Origin of the sequence: Lentzea sp. NPDC020367 (assembly GCF_044387305.1) — a bacterium.
Lineage (GTDB): Bacteria > Actinomycetota > Actinomycetes > Mycobacteriales > Pseudonocardiaceae > Lentzea.
Genome location: NZ_JBIRVV010000022.1, coordinates 15,485 through 32,502 on the forward strand (window position 1 = coordinate 15,485; position 17,018 = coordinate 32,502).

Below are 17,018 nucleotides of genomic sequence, written 5' to 3' on the forward strand. Positions count from 1 at the left end.
GTCATTTCACGAGTTCGGTCGTCAGATCCTTGTGGATGGAAATGCCTGCGCGAATCCCGCTGCCCATGGACTCCACGAGCAGGTAGTAGGGCATGGCGGCGTTACCGGCGACCCAGATCAACGGGTGCTGGCTGCGCCCTTCGCGGTCCACCTCGGGAAGTCCTGTCCACGACGGCGGCAGACCGAGCATCTCGCTGAGCGTCTTCCGCGCTCGGATGACACCGAGAAGCAGGACCGCTCCTGCATGGATGCGACGACCACCAGCGGTCACCATTTCGACCTCGCCGGTGGAGAGCAACTCCGCGTCGGCGACGGTGTCCACGACGACCTCACCACCGATCGAGCGAATGTGATCGGCTTCGGGGGACTGGGCAGCAGCGGGATCCGCGACGACGACCGTGAGAGTGCTGGCGTGTGCGGCGCACAGCAAAGCCGTGTGGACGGCTTGCGCATCCGCGCCGACGACCGCGAAGGCCTCACCCTCGTGGTCGCTCGCGTGACAGAACGGACACGTGAAGACCGACTTCCCCCAGGCCTCAGCCGGTACCCACGAAGGCACGTCGTAGTCCAGCCCGGTGGCGAGGAGCAAACGCGCTCCGGTGATCTGGCCGGCGGCGGTGAACACCTGAACGCGTCGCAGGTCGTCGTCGACCTGGATCTTCTCCACCTCTTGCCGTAGAACGACAACGCCGAACTCTGCCAGCTCCGCCTCCATCGTGGCGTAGAGCTTTTCCGGCGTGACGCCTTCGGCGAACGGCAGGTTGTGCACTTTCGCCGCCGACGAATTGGCGCGGTCGGCCAGTCCGATCACCGCCACCTTTCGCTTGCAGCGCCCCAGGAACGCGGCGGCCGCGAGGCCGGCTGCTCCCGCACCGACCACGAGCACCTCGTAATGGGTGGCCGGCTCGTCACGGTCGTGAGACATGTGCTGGTTCCGTTCTGTCTGGATCGTCGGCGTGCGTTTCGGAAGAGAGATGTGCGGCCCGAGCCGTCAGTGTGTGTGCGACCTCGTCGTCTCCCAACAAGGACCACAGCTCGGCTGCTGTGCTCAAAGCCCTTGCGGCATCAAGGAGGTAGCCGTGGGCGCGGGCCGATTCCGCGGACATCTCGGCTTCGTTCGCGGCTGCGCGGAGATCACCGCGAGCCTTGAGGATCTCGGCCAGTTCGAGGTGGGCTCGCCCACGCTCTCGGGGACGCTCGTCGGTGAGCCCGTGCGACATCAGGTTTGCGGCGATCACCAGTTCGCCACGTCGGCGGTGGCAGGCAGCCAGTCCGCGGGCCACCGCCGAGCGCCAGTGACGCACTCGATCGGTGGTGCGTTCCTGGGCGACCGATAGGTGCGCGAAGGCTTGGTCAACGTTGTCCAGGTGCAGCGCAATGTGGCCGAGAAGGGCGTTCAACCCGGTGATCAGCCACGGCGATTTCACCCCTTCGGCGATCTCGAGGGCTTGTCTGCCGACCGCGTCGGCCTGGTCGAACCGTCCTGCTTCCAAGTGAACTTCGGCGATGCTCCGCAAGACCTCGCAGGCGTACTGCGGATATCCGAACTCCTGCATCGTCGCGAGAGCGTTTTGAAAGTTCGAGAGCGCGTTGGACAACTGACCGCGCCACAGCTCGGTGACCCCGATGCTGGCGATCAGCCGCGCGTCCATCGGCTTCAGGTCAGGTGAACCGGTCAGCTCCCGTGCCGCGACGAACTGCTGGATCGCTTCGGCCGTCCGGCCCATTGTCATCAGCGCGGTACCGAGATTGTGCAGCGCGGTGACAAGGCCTGCGGTGTCGGTGGCCTCTTCGAACAACGCCGTGGCGTGGCGGAAGTACCTGATGGCGGAGTTGTAGTCGCCCTCGTCGAAGGTGACGGAACCCACGCCGGAGAGCGCACGCGCTTCTCCCGCCTTGTCAGCGACTTCGTTGAAGAGACCTGAGGCACGGGAGAAGTGTGCGCGCGCCAACGCGTGCCGGGACTGGTAGAACTCGAGCCTAGCCAGGCCGGTTTCCACCTCGGCGTTGGCTGGCCCGTCGCCACGCTCACTGGCGGCGGCAGCCGCAGCGGTGAGCGTGGCACGCCACATGATGTCGAGCCGTTGTCGCTGGAAGTAGGGGTTGAGCTCCTTGGTCAGGTTCCACGTCGGGAGTGTCGCGCTGTCGCTGGAGGTGTCGCAGACCAGCGCGGTCATGTTCGCGGCCTCCTCCTGGAGCCACCGGCGCGCTTCGGCAGCTGTGGACAGCGGCGGCAGTTCAAGATCGCCGGACGCGGTAGTGCCCGAGGACATCCCGCTGTTCTGATGCGAGAGGACCTCCGCGGACCGCGTTGTCTCGAGGTACAGGCCGAACAGCCGCTTCAGTGCCTGCTGTCGCTCGTCGGTGCTGTCCTCCGCCATGCACTTCGTGCGCGCGAATTCGTTGATGAGATCGTGGAAGTGGTAGCGCCCAGCCGACCTGATCTGAATCAGGTTGGCGGTGGTGAGCTGAGTGAGCATGCGCGCAGCGGACGCTGGTGTGACGTGCGCGAGGTTCGCGGCGGCGTACCTGTCGAAGTCCTGTCCGGGAATGAGGCTGAGCAACCGGAAGTACCGGGCTAACCCCGGCTTGAGAACGCTGTAGGAGAGGTCGAACGTCAGGTACACCGCAGCCTGCTCGTCGCCTTCAATGGCCATTGCGGCCAACCGGTCGCTGTCGCGGAGTTCCCGCACGTAGTCCGCGATATCCAGGCCGAGGACGTCCACGTTCGCAGCGGCGATGCGGATCGCGAGTGGCAGGTACCCGCAGGCGGCGGCGAGCTCGTCGGCGGACCGGCGATCGTCGGCCACGCGGTCGGCACCGAGCAAGGTGGACAGCAACTCCCGTGCGTCCTGTTCGCCGAGCAGGCCGACAGGAATTCGGCGGGCGCCGTTGACCGCGACGAGACCGTTGAGGTTGTCCCGGCTGGTCACCAGCACCGCGCAGTTCGGGCTGCCGGGAAGCAGCGGCCGTACCTGGTCGGGGCTGACGGCGTTGTCGAGCACGACGAGCACCCGCCGATCGCCGAGAACGGACCGGAAGAGTGCGCTCTGGTCGTCCCGTTCGGCAGGTATGTGCTCGGGCGGGACACCGACCGCGCGCAGCAACCGGGTCAGCGCGTCGGACGGTGCCACCGGTGGACTCGTCGAGTACCCGCGGAGGTCGATGTAGAGCTGACCATCGGGGTACCGGGCGATGAGCCGGTGAGCCGCGTGGACCGCCAATGCGGTCTTCCCGGCACCAGGCGGCCCGGCCAGCAGGACGATCGGCACTGCGTGCGAGTTCTGCCTGGCCGGATTGGTGATCTCCTCGATCTGTTGCACCGGGCTCAGCCGTCCCACGAAACCGGCCACGCCTGGGGGGATCTGGTGTGGTGCGACCCACGGGTCGGTCGGTGTGCCGGTTGCCACCACAGGTTCGTGGGTGGCAGCCGGCGCCAACTCTCCGTTGAGGATCTGGTGGTGCAGCCTCTGCAGGGGTTCTCCGGGGTCGACTCCGAGTTCATTCCTCAGCAGGCGGCTGACCTCGCGGTACGCCGCCAAGGCGTCGGCTTGGCGTTCGGATCGGATCAGCGCGAGCATCAGCTGGCCCCAGAAGCGCTCGCGCAGGGGATGCTCGGCGGTGAGGCCTTGCAGTTCCGCGACCAGGCCCGTGTGCATGCCCAGATCGAGATCGACGTCGATCCGGCGCCCGAGGGCCTCGAGGCGTTCTTCGGCCAGCTTCGGCACCTCGTACTGCTGCAGGAAGTCCGACGGCACGTCAGCGAGTGGCGCGCCCCGCCACAGTGCGAGCGCGGTGCGCAGTTCTTGTGCTTCGGTGTGCAGGTCATTGGCGCTGCTTGCTTTCTTCGCGAGCGCCAGGTGCTTGTGGAATCGGCCGAGGTCCACGGCGTCATCAGATACCTCGATGAGGTATCCCATCGGATGCGTGCGGATTGCGCCACCAGCATCACCGAGGACGTTGCGGAGTCTCATGACGTAGGTCTGCGCCGCGTTCCGGCTGCCTTTCGGGCTGTCCGTCGTCCACAACCTTTCGGTGAGGTCGTCGAACGACAGCGGCCGGTTGGGCTGCAGCAGGAGGCTTGCCAGGACGATGCGCATCTTGGCCGCGCCGACCGGGACTGGCACTCCGGCCACGTTCGCCGTCAAGGTGCCGAGAATGCCGAACGACACGTGGTTTTCTTCACCGCCTGCCACGTGTCGTTCCCTTCTCACCACCAGCTGTGACTGTCCGCGCATTCACGCTACCGCATGGTGACGGTGACTCATCGGTGCGATGCATGCGACCTGCTCAGTCGGCTGTGTGTGAAAAGACCTGGTCAGCGCACTACGCGTCCTCTGAGGACGATCCTGCTCGGACGCTTGAGCACCGTGAGGTCCTCGGTGGGATCCGTCTCGTAGGCGACGACGTCAGCCCACCCGCCATCCTCCAGGCCAGGCAGGCCGAGCCACGACCGCGCAATCCACGAGCCCGCGCCGACGGCCGCGTCCGCTGGCAGCCCGGCACGGATCAGCCACTCGATCTCGCCCGCGATCTCGCCGCACGGCTTGTGATCGGTCCCGGCCAGCACGGTCACGCCGGCGTTGTGAGCGGCACGCGTCGTCTGGAACAGACCGTCCCATCCGGTCTGCAGCCACTCCCGGATGTGTTCCGGTTCGCCGCGGCCGAGTTGGCCCACGGTCTTGGCGAACGTCGTGAAGGTCGGCACGAGGGCTGTGCCCTGCTCGGCCATTCTGGGGAGAAGCGAATGGTCGAGATGCATGCCGTGCTCGAGGCTGTCCGCTCCGGCCAGTACGGCGTTCCTGCTTCCCTCCGCTGTCTGGCAGTGCACCGAGACCCGGCCGCCGATCGCCCGCACGCCCCTCACCGCTGCGGTCAGCGCCTCCAGCGATACAGGCGGATCACCGGGAAGCCAGTCCCCGATGATCTTGCACCAGCCCGAGGACGCCTTGGCCTCCTCGACCGCCGCATCGGCCAGTTCCGCCTCGCTGACATCGCGACCGAAACCCGCGAAGAACCTGCCAGGCGTGGCGAGCCAGCGTCCGCCTGTGTACAGCCGAGGTAGCTCGATGTCGTCATGCACCCGGGCCGAGTCTGGATCAGCCGATCCAGGTGAACGTACGGCGAGTACGCCGGCGTCGCGGTGCTGGATCATGTGCTCGCGGAAGAGTGCGAGCTCGAACTGGTCACCCGGTTTCTCCGTGCCGGGGTGCGTGTGCACGTCGACCAGCCCCGGCAGCAGCCATCCGCCGTCGATGACCAGTACGTCGTCTTCCTCGAGGGTCGAGGTTCGAAGCCGGTCGCCGTCGATGCGCAGAACAACCTCGTCACGTTCCGGCAGTCGAACGCCTCGGATCTTGAGTGCCACGCACAGTCTCCCCTCGCGGTGAACGTGTCTGGTGTGCACACAACGGCGTTCGAATCCGCCGTGTGGCCCACGTGAAGGCACTGTATCGACCGACCGTCACAGGACACGTCATTGGTCCGTCATCGAAGTGACAGCGGGTGCGACCAGCATTCGGCTTGAGAGTTGCCGGAAAGTGGTGGTCGGGTGACCGGGACGCTGCCGGTGGCTGTTAGGCGGTGAAGGTGGTTTCGATTGAGAGGGGTTCGGTCCCTGGTTTCGGTAGGTAGTCACGGGTTGGGCCAGGTGAGTGCCGAATCGTGGTTGCTCACGATGAGGGTTGTGGAGTGCTCGTTTGCTCGGATTGCGGGGCGGCGATCATCGTGCTCGAATCATCGGCGGTGGAGTTCGTCGGACCGGTGAAGTCCGATTTGAAGTGACACCGACCAAAGGTCTGGGGGGATCAGTGGCACGCGCGTACGCTGGATTGCGCGATTTGGAAGGGCGCAACGCGAACATCAGGCTGGTGGACGTCGGCTTCGGCGAGGTCGAGGAATCTGTCACAGAATCGGTGAGGTTGGATCTGCTGTCGCCGGGGGAGTCGCCCAGGTTCGGCGGACAGGACGAGGGCCACGTGAGCCTCCTGGCGGAGACCTTCGACGAGCTTCCGCCGATCCTGGTGCACAGGCCGACCATGCAGGTGATCGACGGTCTGCATCGCCTGAGCGCGGCGAAGCTGCGCGGTGTTGAACGGGTCGACGTCCAATACTTCGACGGCACGCTCGCCGATGCGTTCCTCATCGCGGTGGAGCGCAACGTCGCGCATGGGCTCCCGTTGAGCAGGAGAGACCGCGCAGCCGCGGCCGCACGCGTAATCGGTACCCATCCACACCTGTCGAACCGTGTGATCGCGGGCAAGGTGGGTCTTTCCGACAAGACGGTCGCGGCGCTGCGACGGAGTTCGTCTGCGGAGATTCCGGAGATGAACAGGCGGATGGGCTTGGACGGACGGGTCCGGCCGACCAGTGCTGCAGAGGGGCGTGTGCGGGCTGCCGAGTTCCTCGGGCGCAAACCGGACGCGTCTCTGCGCGAGATCGCGGCGGAGGCGGGAATTGCCGTGGCGACGGCCCGCGACGTGCGTCAGCGCGTGGTCGCAGGAGAGGACCCGGTGCCGGCCCAGCGGCGTGCCAGCTCCAGGAGCGAGATGGTCAGGCCGGCACCAGTCCCTCCGTCCGGTGATCTTGATGATGCCGAGTACGACGTCGAGGCCGGTGCCGCGGCGATATCGCTGATGCTGGCACACCTGCGCAACGATCCATCCTTGCGGTTCAGCGAGACCGGCCGGGTGATCCTGCGGTTGTTCGACGCCCACTCGATGAACAGTGGCAACTGGCTGCGTCTCATCGACCAGGTGCCACCACATTGCGCCCGGACTGTTGCCGAGGCCGCTGACAGGTGTGCTGACGTTTGGCGGTATTTCGCGGTCAACTTGAACAGGCGTTCATCGGAGATGTGAACCCGTCTGGCCTTGCTGTCGCGGAACTTCTGGTTCTAGCATCAGAATCCTGATCGCAATCTTCCGGGCGCATCTGTGTATCGATCCGAATTCTCGAACGTCGAAAACCGTTGTCCGTCCCGCGTGTCCAAGAGCTGTGTGATGCCTGACCGAGAAGATGACGCTGGGCTGTCGAAGGTTTTGTAGGAAGTGAAGACCAATGCCTGGCACACGTTGAGCGAATGGGGATCGACATCCGACCGCTGAGTCTGCGAGACCGCCTCGCCCGCGAGCGGAGCACATGAGCCGGATCTGAGCGAGGCCACGGACCGCACCGGAAGACGTGGCGCCATGGGTTGGAGGGCCTGCGCTCTCTCGTGTGAACGCAAGCAGGGACCGCTCGCGACTGCGCGCGGTGAGGCGCGGACTCGTGCATCCGGCTACACCTTCTGAAACCGCAGGGGCCGAGAACCACCGGCCCCTTCTCCGCAGTTACCTGCCACATCTTGGGGGAGATGACCATGCGATCGTTGCGACGAATTGCAGGTTCGGCGCTCGTCGTCGTGTTGCTGGCCTCCGGTGCCGGCTCGGCCACTCCGTCCTCTGCGGCGGGAGTCGGGACCGGGGGAGCGTTGGTCATTCGTGATCCCTGGGGTGTCCCGCATGTCGTGGCATCGGACTTCACGCGGCTGGGCGACGGTATCGGCCAGGCGTTCGCAGCGGACAACGCCTGCGCGATGTTGGAAATCGAGGTGACGAACCGCGGTGAACGTGCGCGCTGGCACGGCGCTGGTACGGCGCCCGCGCCGGATCTGCTGACCGGATTCAGGACGAACCTCGAGAGCGACCTCTACCACCGGTCGATCAACGACGCGGGCGAGGTCGAACGGTTGCTCGCACTACCGGTGCCGCAGGGACCTTCCGCGCAGGCACGCGCGCTCGTCGAAGGCTACGTGCGGGGGTTCAACCGGTACCTGAGGACGGCATCACTTCCCGGTGAGTGCAAGGACGCGCCTTGGGTCAACCCGCTGACCGAACTCGACATCTGGCGGCACGTTCACCACTTCGGCATGCAGGGGTCCGCCGTGTTGGCGCCCGGTGTGCTCAACGCACAGCCACCGGGTTCCGGACAGGCTCCTGCGCCGGCGTCGTCCCTGCTGGACAGGGTGACAGCGGTGAAGGAGCAGGCAGCGGCCGGGAGCAACGCGATTGCTGTCGGCGGTGACCTCACCCGTGATGGCTCAGGTGTGCTGCTGGCGAATCCGCACTTTCCCTGGGTGGGCAACGGGCGTTTCTACCGGATGCGGCTCACCGTGCCGGGACGCCTCAACGCCGCGGGCTCGGCTCCGTTCGGCGTTCCGATCCTCGGCATCGGCTACAACAGGCAGCTCGCCTGGACGCACACCGTCTCCGCCGCGACCCCGATGATCGTGCGCAAGCTGACCCTCCAAGAGGGGGATCCGACGACGTACCTGGTGGACGGCAAGCCGAGGAAGATGATGTCCCAGGTGATCGACGTTCCTGTGCGTCGAGCGGACGGCGTGGTCTCGCCGGTGCGCAAGACCCTCTATCGCACAGATTTCGGCCGGATCGTCGAGCTCGACGCCAACCACAGGTGGACGGCATCGACCGCGTACGCGGTCGACGACGCGAACGAGGGCAACCTCCGTCAGATCGACACCTTCCTCGCGGAGTCCCAAGCAGACGATGTCGAGGAACTGGAACGTGCGCACGCACGGTGGCAGGGAGTTCCCTTTTTCACGACCACCGCAGCGGACTCCCGTGGCCGGGTGTACTTCGACAGCGTGTCGGTGGTGCCGAACCTGACCGACGGGCGGGCGCGGCAATGCATCGCGGCCGCTGATCAACCGATCTTCCAGGCATCCGGACTCGCGATCATCGACGGCGCGACGTCCGCCTGCGCGCTGGGGAACGATTCCGACGCAGTCCAGCCGGGCACCTTTGGACCGCGTGCGTTGCCGCGCATGACCCGGACGGATTGGGTGGCGAACTCGAACGACAGTGCATGGCTGACGAATCCCACCACACCGCAACGCACGCCGCGCATCGTCGGGGACTCCGGCACCGAGCGGAATCTGCGCACGAGGTTCGGAGCGGTGGAGATCCAGCGGCTCGCGAGCACGGCGTCCGGCGTCACGCGGGACGACCTGTTGTCTCTCGTACTAGACAACCGCGTGTACAGCGCAGAGCTCACAATGCCGGACGTGCTCGCAATGTGCGCACGTCATGAGCACGCCCTGGCCAAGGCGTGTGAAGTGCTGACCAAGTGGGATCGGCGAGCGGACACGAACAGCCGGGGAGCTGTGCTTTGGCAGGTGTTCTGGCAGCGGCTGCGCGCTGTGCCCGGACGTGGTTGGGCGAAGCCGTTTGACGCCGCCGCACCCTTGACGACGCCGGCGGGGCTGCGGGCCGACGACAGCGGCGTCCGGGACGCGCTGACCAAGGCGGCAGGAGATCTTGAGTCGATGGGTCTGCCGCTGGACGTCTCTGTCGGCGCGGTGCAGCACACAACTGGTTCTCCCGTTTCGATCCCGATTCATGGTTGTTCGGGCACCGCAGGCTGCTACAACGCGGTGTACACCGGTGCGGCGTTCGGCCTCGGAGCGTCTCCGGAAGTTCTGCTCGGAACCAGCCACCTGTTCGCCGCCCGGATGAGCCGGTCTGGTGCGGACGTCAAGACGGTGCTCGCGTATTCGCAGTCGACCGATCCGGCATCGCCACACCACAGCGACCAGACGGAGCTGTTCGCGGCAAAAAAGCTAATTGGGGAAAGGCTGTTCAACTGAAGTTGAACGGTCGTTGACCTGGGTTTTTTCGGGCACTAGGTTGAAATTGCCTGTTCAAATGCGTCTACTGCGTATTTTGGTTAGTTCGCCAAACTGGCGGTTCCTTGGGGGGTCACGTGTCAGTGGAGAACATTTTGGCGACCGAAAATACATCGCTCGTCGAGGTGGTCCGATCGCGTGCGTTGAACCAGCCGGAGGACGTCGCTTTCTCATTCCGGCGGTACGGCGAGGTGATCGGTGCGCTCACCTACGCGGAGTTTGACGTTCGGGTGCGGCGGCTGGCAGGCGAACTTCAGAACGTCGGCGCGTTGGGCGAGCGCGTGCTGGTGCTCTGCCAGCCGGGACTGGACTACCTGGTCGCGTTCGGAGCCTGCCTGTTCGCGGGGGCCGTTGCGGTACCCGTCTACCCGCCGAGGCCCAACCGGTCCGCGGTACGGCTGGACGCGATCATCCAGGACTGTTCGGCGCGATACGCCCTGGTGGACGCCGAAACAGCGGAGGCTGTCCGGCGCGGTGAGCACGACGGGGAACTCGCCGGACTGCTCCTGATGACCGTGAGCGGGCAGCAGGAGGCGGGCAGGTGGAGCGCGCCACCGCTCGACCACGACGCTGTTGCGTTCCTCCAGTACACCTCTGGTTCGACCGGGAGCCCGAAAGGTGTGGTGGTGTCGCACGGCAACCTGCTGCACAACCTGGAGTCGATCCAGCGCAGGTTCGGGCTCGGCCGGGACAGCAGTGCGGTGATCTGGCTTCCGCCGTACCACGACATGGGGTTGATAGGCGGCATTCTCGAAGCCCTCTACGCTGGTTATCCGGTCACGTTGATGTCCCCGGCCGAGATGGTGCAGAACCCCTTTCGATGGCTTCAGGCGATTACGCAGACATCGGCCACGGTGAGCGGTGGGCCCAACTTCGCGTTCGACTGGTGCGTCGACCGGGTGACGCCCGAACAAATGACTTCGTTGAACCTGTCGAGCTGGTCCGTGGCATTCAGTGGTGCGGAGCCGGTGCGGTTATCGACGCTTACGCGATTCGCCGAGAAGTTCGCATCGTGCGGGTTCCGTGAGGAAGCGTTCCTGCCCTGTTACGGCCTCGCCGAGGCCACGTTGCTGGTGGCCGGCAGGCAGGGTGTTCCGCATGTGGTCGACGCCGCCGGGCGGCGACTGGTCAGCTGCGGACCGGTGGTGGAAGGCCACCGTCTTGCCGTTGTCGACCAGGAGACGACGACGGCGCTGCCTGATGGCGTCGAGGGCGAGATCTGGGTCGGAGGCCCGAGCATCGCTCGTGGTTACTGGGGACGGCCGGATGATCCCGCCTTCAACGCCGCGCTCACCGACGACGAGGGAACCCGGTACTTCCGAACCGGTGACCTGGGGTTCGTGCGTGAAGGCGAGCTCTTCGTCAGTGGAAGGGCCAAAGACCTCATTATCGTCCGCGGCCGCAACCATCATCCGGAGGACATCGAGCACACGGTGCGGACCGCGGTCGGTGATGTCCTCCGCGGCCTCTGCGCGGCTTTCACCGTCGACGACGAGGACGGGCTGCGGGTGATCGTCGCGCTGGAGGTCAAGCGGACGAGCGCAGATGCCGAAACCGTCGGCCGCGTTGTTCGGCAGGCGGTGGCCGACGAGCACGAACTGGCGGTGGCGACGGTCCTCCTGGTGCAGAGCGGTGCGCTGCCCAAGACCTCCAGCGGGAAGATCCAGCGCCACCGCTGCCGGTCCCTGTTCACCGAGGGCGTTCTGCCGGTGCTGGACGTGCACACCGGCGAGCGAACCGGCGACGCGACGCCGGAACTCGCGACGTGGCAGACCGGTGTCGTCGGGCATTTGCGGGATCTCGTCGCCTCCGCTCTTTCGGTTCCCGACTCCCGCGACATCGACCCGTCGCGGCCGTTGAACGAGTCCGGATTGGACTCGCTGCGGGCGATCACCCTGCAGCACTTGGTGGAGACCGAGTACGGCGTTCACGTGCCCGCCGGGCAACTGCTGGGAGACCTGAGCCTGCTGGAGCTGGCGGTTCAACTCGACGAGGCTGATCGCCAGCGGCCCCACCGTCCAGCTCCTGTCGCAGGGCATCGGCGAGAGGACGGGCCGCTTTCGCGCGGCCAACAGGCGATGTGGTTCCTCCAGCAGATGAACCCCGAGAGCGCTGCTTACAACATCGCGACCGCGCTGAACGTGACGCCAGGGCTCGACGAGGACGCGCTCCGGCGGGCTGTCGCCGCTCTGGTGAGCCGGTACGACGTTCTGCGCTCGGTGTTCGAACCCCGCGACGGAGTGCCGGCCCGGCGGGTGCTCGACGAAATGGACTGCGTTTTCGTCACGGATACGGAAGGACTGTCGCCGGACGACCTGCGTGAGTGCCTGCGGAACGAGGGGAGGCGACCCTTCGACCTGGCCTCGGCGCCCCTCCTGCGTGTTCATCTGTTTCGCAGGTCTGCGTCCGAAAGCGTGCTTCTGGTGGTCGTGCACCACATCATCGCGGACTTCTGGTCGTTGTCGTTGTTGTGCACTGAGCTGACGTCGGCGTACCGGGCGGCGTGCGACGGTGCGATTCTTGTGGAGGAGTCGCCCGAACACTCCTTCGGTGACTACGTCCGTTGGCAGGAACAGCTGCTCGGTGGTCCGGAAGGCGATCGCCTGCGCAGGTACTGGTCCCGTGCACTGCACGGCGATCTGCCGGTGCTCGACCTGCCCGTCGGCTGCCCTCGTCCCGCCACGCAGGACTTCGCTGGTGACAACCGCAGCCTGGTGCTAGACGCCCTTCTCGCCGAGCGCCTGGAAGAGCTGGCTCGCCGGCACAACACGACCCTGTACACGGTGTTGCTGACCGCGTTCCAGGTGGTGCTCCACCGCTTCACCAATCAGGACGAGGTGATCGTCGGCTCGCCGCTGGCGGCTCGCACACGTCCTGAATGGACAGACGTCGTCGGGTACTTCGTCAATCCCGTGCCGCTGCGTGCGGAGCTGCGCGGCAACCCGCGTTTCGCCGACCTGCTTGCCGACACGGCCAGTCTCGTGCGTGCTGCCCTGGACCACCAGGACCTGCCGTTCCCCCTGCTGGTGGAGGAACTCGGGATTGCCCGTGACCCAGCCAGGGCGCCGGTTTTCCAGGCCATGTTCGTGCTGCTCCAGGCACCAGGCGACGACGGTGAGCTCGCAGCGCTGATCCTCGGTGGAGAAGGCGGCGTCACCCATCGGGCCGGCCTGGCCTTGCGACCGATGAGACTGGCCGGTCAACCGTCGCAGTTCGATGTCACGCTCACCGCCGCGCGGTCGGCACAGGGGATCGCGGCATCGCTGCAGTACGCGACTTCCATCTTCGACGCGGAGACGGCGGATCGCCTGCTCGCCGGCTTCCGGGCCGTGGTGGCCGCCATGGCTGCTGATCCGGCACAGCGGATCCTCGACGTGCCCATCATCGCGGCGGGCGAGCAGTCGTGCTTGCTGCGGGACTGGAACTCTACGGAAGCGGAGTACTGCGAACGCAGGCTCGTGCACGATCTTGTTGCCGCTCAAGCGAAGCGACGACCGGAAGCGGTCGCCGTGGTGCACGAGAACGTTCACCTCACATACGGTGAGCTTGATCGGCGCGCCAACGCGCTCGCAGCACGCCTCCAGAGCATCGGTGCGGGACCGGGCACGACGGTGGGAATCTGCGTGGAGCGGTCGGTCGAACTGCTCATCGCGATGCTGGGCACGTTGAAGGCGGGTGCCGCGTACGTTCCGCTCGACGCGAGCCATCCAGCTGTCCGGCGCAGCGCGATGATCAGTGATGCCGGCCTGGCTGTCGTCGTCGCGGATTCCTCAGCGCGAGGGCTCTTCGGCTCAGGTGAAGTCCCAGTGGTGGATGTCCAGGCCTTCGACGGCTCGGTATCGAGCGACGTCGCGATGCCTCATCGCATCACCGTCGACGACATCGCGTATGTGATGCACACGTCCGGCTCGACTGGCCGCCCCAAGGGCGTGATGGTCAGCCACGGCAACGTTCTCAACCTGTTCGCCGGGCTGGACCGCGCGGTGAGTTGCGACGAGCGGGACACCTTCCTCGCGCTCACCGGCATCGGCTTCGACATCTCGGTGCTCGAGTTGCTGTGGACGCTGGCTCGCGGAGCGAAGGTCGTGCTGCTGTCGACGGAAGCGATCACCGGCGACCGAGGCCGCCGTACGCCGTCCGCGGGACCTGTCGACTTCAGCCTGTTCTACTTCGCGAACGAGGACTCGTCCTCGCCCTACCGATTGCTGGTGGACGGAGCGCGGTTCGCCGACGACCACGGCTTCAAGGCAGTCTGGACGCCGGAACGGCACTTCCACGCGTTCGGCGGCCCCTACGCCAATCCGGCGCTGACGAGCGCCGCACTCAGCACGATCACCAGTCGCGTGCGCCTCATGGCGGGCAGCGTTGTGATGCCGTTGCACGACAGCATTCGGGTGGCAGAGGAATGGTCCATGGTGGACAACCTCTCCAACGGCAGGGCCGGTGTGGCGTTCGCCTCCGGATGGCACCCCGACGACTTCGCCTTCTTCCCGGATCGGTACGCCGAGCGACACCAGCACACCTGGCGAGGTATCGAGGACGTTCGCAGGCTGTGGCGCGGTGAGTCGATCACCGTTCGCGGCGGCGCGGGCAACGATGTCGAGGTGCGGACGTTCCCGCGACCGGTGCAGCGGGAACTACCGGTGTGGATCACCGCGTCCGGCAGCCCGGAGACGTTCGCGAAGGCAGGTGAGCTCGGTGCCAACGTCCTGACCCATCTGCTGGGGCAGAGTGTCGAGGAGCTGGCCGGGAAGATCGCTCTGTACCGCAGGTCGCTGGCGGAGCACGGACACGATCCCGCTGCCGGTGTGGTGACGCTGATGGTCCACACGTTCGTCGGAGACGACGAAGACGCTGTTCTGGAAATCGTGCGCAAACCGTTCCAGGACTACCTTCGCTCCTCGGTGGGGCTGGTGGCCAGGCTGGCGGCGAGCTTGGGCATCAACGATCTCGACTCGTTGGACGACAGCGACATGGCCGCGTTGCTGGACGTCGCGTTCACCAGGTACGCCGAAACCAGCGCGCTGTTCGGCACTCCGCAGAACTGCCGGCGGTTGGTCGAGCGGTTGCACGAGGCAGGCGTCGGCGAGATCGCGTGCTTGATCGACTTCGGCGTCGACGAGGATCTGGTGCGCGCGAGCCTGCCGCAGCTCAACGAGCTGCGACGTCTCACGGCGGCGAGTCGTGCGACGATGCCGGCCCTGTCGGCGGCGGAGCAGATCGCCCGGCACGACGTCACCCTCATGCAATGCACCCCGTCGACCATGCGGTTGCTCCTGGCGGACGAGAACTTCGAGCAGGAACTGTCTGGCCTGAGGACCCTGTTGCTCGGTGGTGAGCCTCTGCCCGCTGACCTGGCAGCACGCCTGATAACTGCGGCTCCTGTCGTGATGAACATGTATGGGCCAACGGAAACCACGGTGTGGTCGTCCTCCTACACCCTGAGCTCACCTGCTGATCCGGTACCTATCGGAGCGCCGCTCGCCAACACTCAGCTCCACGTGGTGAACAGCCGACTACAGGTCGCGCCGGTGAACGTGGCCGGCGAGCTGTGCATCGGCGGTCACGGCGTTACGACGGGCTACCTCGGTGACGCGTCATCGACGGCCATGCGCTTCGTCGCCGATCCCTTCAGCTCGACGCCGGGAGCGCGGCTGTACCGGACTGGTGATCTCGCCAGGCGACGGCCGGACGGCGTCATCGAGTTTCTCGGCAGGCTCGACAACCAGATCAAGATCCGGGGCCACCGGGTGGAGCTCGGCGAGATCGAGACCATGCTGCGCGAGCACTCGGCGGTTGCCGACGCCGCGGTCGTCGCCCGGCGGGACGGTGCGACCGTGACAGGGCTCGTGGCCTATCTGACCGCGGCCGACCGGCAACGGCTCGAACAGGCCGCCGACGAACTGCGGAACTTCGCGCGCACCAGGTTGCCCGAACACATGGTTCCGGATCAGTTCGTGGTGCTCAGCTACTTTCCCTTGACGCCCAACCGGAAGCTGGATCGCAAGGCGTTGAGCGACAAGCTCGGCACCGCTCTCGAGCGCAGCCGTGCGGTGACCGCCCCGGTGAGCGAGACCGAGCGTGCGATCGCTTCGATCTGGGAGGACGTCCTCGGCAAGGATCAGGTCGGCCTGGACGACAACTTCTTCGCGGTCGGGGGCAACTCGCTGCGCATGGTGCAGGTTCATCATCGGCTGCGCGAGGAGCTGGGCCATCGGCTTCCCTTGGTCACGCTCTTCGAACATCCAACGGTGAAAGCACTTTCCCAGTACCTCGCCGGTGACCACGTGGAGGATCGGGTGGCTGCTGGCGGTCAGCGGGCCGAAAAGCAGCGCGAGGCGCGGCGGGCGCGCCGTGATCGGGTGGCACGGGGTGGCGGCCGTGGTTGAGATTTCCGCTGTGGACAACGACATCGCCGTGATCGGCATGGCCGGCCGGTTTCCCGGCGCACGTGACGTGGAGGAGTTCTGGCAGAACATTCTCGCCGGCACGGAGTCGATCACGCCCCAGCCCAGCGGTCCGCCCGCAGCGGGCATCCTCGACGGCGCGGACATGTTCGACGCGCCCTTCTTCGGCTACTCGGCAAGGGATGCCGAGGTGCTCGATCCCCAGCAACGTCTGCTGCTCGAGTGTGCCTGGGAAGCCCTCGAATCGGCCGGGTACGACCCAGCTGCCTGTCCCGGTTCCGTCGGTGTCTACTGCGGTACCGGGCTGCCCACATACCTGTTGTTCAACTTGGCGAACGCGCCGGGGCGAGTCGATCTCGACCAGGACGGCCTCGCCGTGATGATGGGCAACGACAAGGGTTTCGCCAGCACGCGGGTGTCGTATCACCTCGACCTGCGTGGACCGAGCGTCGATGTCAACAGCGCCTGCTCGACGTCGCTCGTCGCGGTGGTCACCGCGTGCGAGAGCCTCCTCGGTTTTCAATGCGACATGGCGCTCGCGGGTGGCGCGGCGGTCAACGTCGCGCCGGAGCGAGGACACGCGCATCGAGAAGGCGGCCCGGTGTCGGCCGACGGACATTGCCGGCCGTTCGACGCTGCCGCCACCGGCACGGTGTTCGGCAGTGGTGCGGGTGTTGTCGTGCTGAAACGACTTTCCGACGCGCTGGCGGACGGAGACACCATCCGTGCGGTGATCAAGGGCGCCGCGATGAACAACGACGGTTCGTCCAAGGTCGGCTTCGCCGCGCCGAGCATCGAGGGTCAGGCCGAGGTCATCGGTCGTGCGCTTGCGGTGGCGGGTGTGGATGCGGGTTCGGTGGGTTATGTGGAGGCGCATGGGACGGGGACTCGGTTGGGTGATCCGATCGAGGTTGCGGCGTTGACTC

At 66.2% G+C, this 17,018-nt stretch carries 7 protein-coding genes; 4 read left to right on the forward strand and 3 right to left on the reverse strand.

What is annotated here, in order from left to right; all coding sequences use genetic code 11:
- Window position 1: 1 nt before the first annotated feature.
- From ACH413_RS43860 to ACH413_RS43870, 3 genes are all read right to left on the reverse strand, one after another.
- Entirely contained in the window at window positions 2-925 is a 924-nt protein-coding gene (locus ACH413_RS43860) for an FAD-dependent oxidoreductase (protein ID WP_360047595.1), read from the reverse strand.
- Window positions 909-4,172: a BTAD domain-containing putative transcriptional regulator gene (locus ACH413_RS43865; protein ID WP_360047597.1), complete on the reverse strand. Its 3,264-nt coding sequence runs from the start codon at window positions 4,170-4,172 to the stop codon at window positions 909-911. The genes ACH413_RS43860 and ACH413_RS43865 overlap by 17 nt, the downstream gene beginning before the upstream one ends.
- Before the next feature lie 146 nt (window positions 4,173-4,318).
- A complete protein-coding gene (locus tag ACH413_RS43870; protein ID WP_360047599.1) occupies window positions 4,319-5,368 on the reverse strand; it encodes an amidohydrolase family protein in 1,050 nt (349 codons plus the stop codon).
- Between the two features lie 502 nt (window positions 5,369-5,870).
- Between ACH413_RS43870 and ACH413_RS43875 the strand changes: the two genes are divergently transcribed.
- The 4 genes from ACH413_RS43875 to ACH413_RS43890 form a co-directional block, all read left to right on the forward strand.
- Window positions 5,871-6,860 (forward strand): ParB N-terminal domain-containing protein, encoded by a 990-nt coding sequence (locus ACH413_RS43875; RefSeq protein WP_360047601.1) that lies wholly within the window; start codon window positions 5,871-5,873, stop codon window positions 6,858-6,860.
- A gap of 509 nt (window positions 6,861-7,369) precedes the next feature.
- Window positions 7,370-9,646 (forward strand): penicillin acylase family protein, encoded by a 2,277-nt coding sequence (locus ACH413_RS43880; RefSeq protein WP_360047602.1) that lies wholly within the window; start codon window positions 7,370-7,372, stop codon window positions 9,644-9,646.
- Between the two features lie 122 nt (window positions 9,647-9,768).
- Window positions 9,769-16,074: a MupA/Atu3671 family FMN-dependent luciferase-like monooxygenase gene (locus tag ACH413_RS43885; protein WP_360047604.1), complete on the forward strand. Its 6,306-nt coding sequence runs from the start codon at window positions 9,769-9,771 to the stop codon at window positions 16,072-16,074.
- Window positions 16,067-17,018, forward strand: a 952-nt coding sequence (locus tag ACH413_RS43890; RefSeq protein WP_396425962.1) for a beta-ketoacyl synthase N-terminal-like domain-containing protein, incomplete at its 3' end; no start/stop codon positions are given. The genes ACH413_RS43885 and ACH413_RS43890, both read left to right, overlap by 8 nt.